This is a genomic window from Vibrio sp. V39_P1S14PM300 (assembly GCF_009904765.1).
Taxonomy (GTDB): Bacteria; Pseudomonadota; Gammaproteobacteria; order Enterobacterales; family Vibrionaceae; genus Vibrio; species Vibrio proteolyticus.
Genome location: NZ_WXWP01000257.1, coordinates 1 through 3,526 on the forward strand (window position 1 = coordinate 1; position 3,526 = coordinate 3,526).

Annotated in this window: 3 protein-coding genes; all 3 read right to left on the reverse strand. The window is 50.5% G+C overall.

Annotated features, from left to right (window positions below; translation table 11 throughout):
* Positions 1-211: 211 nt before the first annotated feature.
* Complete coding sequence (locus CAG65_RS12965) at positions 212-1,738, reverse strand: tripartite tricarboxylate transporter permease (RefSeq protein ID WP_161453929.1); 1,527 nt, start codon at positions 1,736-1,738, stop codon at positions 212-214.
* A gap of 21 nt (positions 1,739-1,759) precedes the next feature.
* Entirely contained in the window at positions 1,760-2,272 is a 513-nt protein-coding gene (locus CAG65_RS12970; protein WP_161453930.1) for a tripartite tricarboxylate transporter TctB family protein, read from the reverse strand.
* Between the two features lie 205 nt (positions 2,273-2,477).
* On the reverse strand, positions 2,478-3,449 hold the full coding sequence (locus tag CAG65_RS12975; RefSeq protein WP_161453931.1) for a tripartite tricarboxylate transporter substrate binding protein: 972 nt from the start codon (positions 3,447-3,449) through the stop codon (positions 2,478-2,480).
* Positions 3,450-3,526 lie beyond the last annotated feature (77 nt).

Sequence of the window (3,526 nt, forward strand, 5' to 3'; positions counted from 1 at the left end):
GGATATCTGATCACCTAAAACAGAGTGTTCCATGGTGGTAAAGGGCAACAAGGGTAAAATAATGTGTCCAGATATTTAGACAGTTCCTTTAAGTTCTATCGAAACACGTGACAACGTCCGTATTTGTTTGAGTGTCCTTGAGCAAGGTGAGCTGACAACAAGACTAAAAATTTACCAAAGAAAAAGAGAAAAGGCCCCGGAGGGCCTGAGTTTATTGAGTGACTTTTGTGGGGTTTGACTTTAATTTGCTGATTAGTTTTACCAGTAATGGGCTACTTAAAACCAAGACGGCCAGCACGGTAAACGCCAGTGTGATAGGGCGTTCCCACAGGAAGTTCAGCTCTCCGTCGCTGATCATCAGGGCGCGGCGCAGGTTCTCTTCCATCAGGCCGCCGAGGATGAAGCCGAGTAGCAAAGGTGCGAGCGGGAAATTCGCCAGCCTCAAAGCAATGGCTCCCATGGCAATCAGCAGCATCACGAACACGTCCATCGTATTGAAAGACACCAGATACACGCCTGTGATGGAGAAGAACAGGATCATCGGTAACAGCACTGTTCTGGGGACGGCTAACAGCTTCGAAATATACGGAATCAGTGGCAAGTTGAGGATAACCAGCACGATGTTGCCAAAGTACATGGAGATAATCACAGACCAGAATACATCTGGGTGCTCAACAAACAGACGAGGACCTGGCTGAATACCATAAGCAATCAGTGCTCCCAACATGATAGCCGTGGTGCCTGAACCCGGAATACCCAGAGTCAGCAATGGGACAAAAGAACCACTGGACGCAGCGTTATTGGCCGATTCCGGAGCCACCAGGCCGCGAATACTGCCTTTACCAAACTGTTCACGTTTGTCTTTTGGTGCCAGGTTACGCTCCATACCGTAGCTGAGGAAAGCCGCAATGGTGGCACCAGCGCCCGGCAATACACCAGTGAAAAAGCCTAGGATGGAAGAGCGAAGCGATACCGGTGCTACTTCTTTGACTTCTTCTTTGGTGACTTTCATGCTGCCGAGGTTACGCATTCTCTCTTGTTCGTCGTCACTGGTATCGGCAGAAGGTTTCAGGATGCCCATGAGCGTCTCGCCCAAAGCAAAGGTCGCCATGGCCAGCAACAGGAAGCTGAAACCGTCCATCAGATCGGTGAGGCCGAAGGTAAAGCGCTCAACGCCAACGCCTTTGTCGATACCAACGGTTGACAGCATCAGGCCTAGAATGGTCATCATCCACGCTTTGAGCACTTGTCCTTTGCCAGCAAACGCTGCGACAGCCGACAGGCCAAGCAACATCAGAGCGAAGTAGTCTGAGGACTGAAAGCTGAGTGATACACTTGCCAGCGCCGGGGCGGCGACCAACAGCATGATTGCAGACAGCGTACCGCCAGTAAATGAAGAGTAAGCCGCCAGCGCGAGTGCCTTACCGGCCTGACCTTTTTGGGCCATTGGGTAACCATCAAACGCGGTAACAACGGTCGAAGAGCAACCCGGTGCGTTGATCAAAATGGAGGAGGTTGAACCACCAAACACGGCACCATAGTAGACACCTGCCATCAGGATCAGGCCGGATGACGGGTCGAGTCCGTATGTCACGGGTATCATCAGAGCAATCGCTGAAATCGGGCCCAGACCTGGCAACATGCCAATAAATGTACCGACAAAACAACCGACTATCACCATCAGGATGTTCATCGGCATTACAGCGGTCGAAAGACCTTGCAAAATTCCATCTAACATAATCTTTATCCTTGAGTGAGGTTACCAGGCGGTGAAAATCAGGCCGGGCTCCAGATAAATATCTAATCCCTGAGTCAGTAACAGGTAGAACGCAATCACAAACGGAAATGACGCGCCAAACAGTATTTTCTTGTTGCGTTCGCCGAGCAGGTAAAAACCTGCCATCAGAAACAGTCCGGTAGCGATAACAAATCCGAGGTACGTCAGGCCCACACCATACGTAGCCATTAGCACCAGAAAGGCGATCAGCAGTTTCCAGTTGAAATCGAGCACCGCGCCGCTTTGTTTGTCAGGCTGGCCAGTGATGAGTAACAAAAGCGACAAGCCGATCCCGACAAATGTCAGAATAGTCGGCAGTGTGCGCGCGGTGAAGGGTTCGTACTCATCGCCCGGAAAGAGGGGAATCTGATAAGTCTGATAGCCATAACACAGGCATACCAGCAAGAAGATAAGCGCGCCAACACGATCACGGCACAGCAAATACTCCTTGCTGAACTTATTTTGGTTGAGAGAGTTCGTTGGCAGATCCGACATATCCAACTCCAGTTCATTTTACAGGGGAAGAAAAAGGCCGTACGAAGAGGGCTAACCAGTGATGTTCATGGCACGGGTTAACCAAGGTAAGTCATTGCTGCTAGTCAATTGGCTTACTTGTCTATCTTCAATAAACAAAGGAGTGTGTAATGTCTCTTGTACGGCAAAACAGGATAGGGCTGGTGCAAGTCAGCCCTGTTTAGGATTACTGAATAAAGCCGAGCTCGCGCATCAGGTCGCCCATTTGTTTCTCCTGATCTTCCAGGAAGGCGTAGAAGTCTTTATCCGCTTTGTAGTTGTCAATCCAACCGTTGCGGTCACGGACGACTTTCCACTCGTCGGTTTTGTACATCTTGGTCAGTGCAGCGTTCCACTCGTTAATTTTCTCCTGGCTGGCACCCGGAGCGGCAAAGAATCCGCGCCAGTTTGCAAACACGGTTGGGTTGCCATATTCCGCCAGAGTTGGGATGTTTGGCGCGGCCTCAATACGTTTTGGTGCCGTTATCGCCAGCACTTTCACCTGACCGGATTTCGACATTTCCAAAACCTCGCCGAGGCCAGTAGAGAGCAGTTGTGTCTCACCAGATAGCAGGGCTGCCATCGCTTTACCGCCTGCATCGTAGGCAATGTAACGTACGCTTTTCGGCTCAAAACCTTCGCCTTTGAACGCAGCCGCAACAACCAGATGATCCATGCTGCCTCGGGCTGAGCCACCGGCAACCTTCACTTTACGAGGGTTGTCTTTGAATGCTTTGACAACATCTTCCCATTTCGCGTAAGGGGAGTCTGGAGTTGTGACAATCGCGCCATAATCGGCAACCGTCGCCGCGACAGGCGTTAAATCACGAAAAGATTGTGGGAAAATACCGCTGAGTGAGCGTACGACGATCGGAGTCGAGTTCACCATTAGGGTGTCTTCCTGACGTTGGGCGGTTTCGATTAGGTGCGCAATGGCTTTACCGCCGCCGCCGCCAGATAAGTTCTGGAAGGAGACATTTTCAACGATGTCTTCTTTCACCAACACATCACCAGTACCGCGGGCAGTCATATCCCAACCACCACCAGCGCCCCCAGGGATCAGAAAGTGGATTTTTTCGAGATCAGCAGCAAAAGTGTTTACCGAAAAGGAGGCTGCAATGATCGAAGCGGCCAGAGTAGGTTTGAAGAATTTAAACATGTTCACGTTCCTTATGTAGGCACATCAAATTCATGATCTGATGTTTATAGTTATCTATTTCTCTTAGAGCGCAGGAG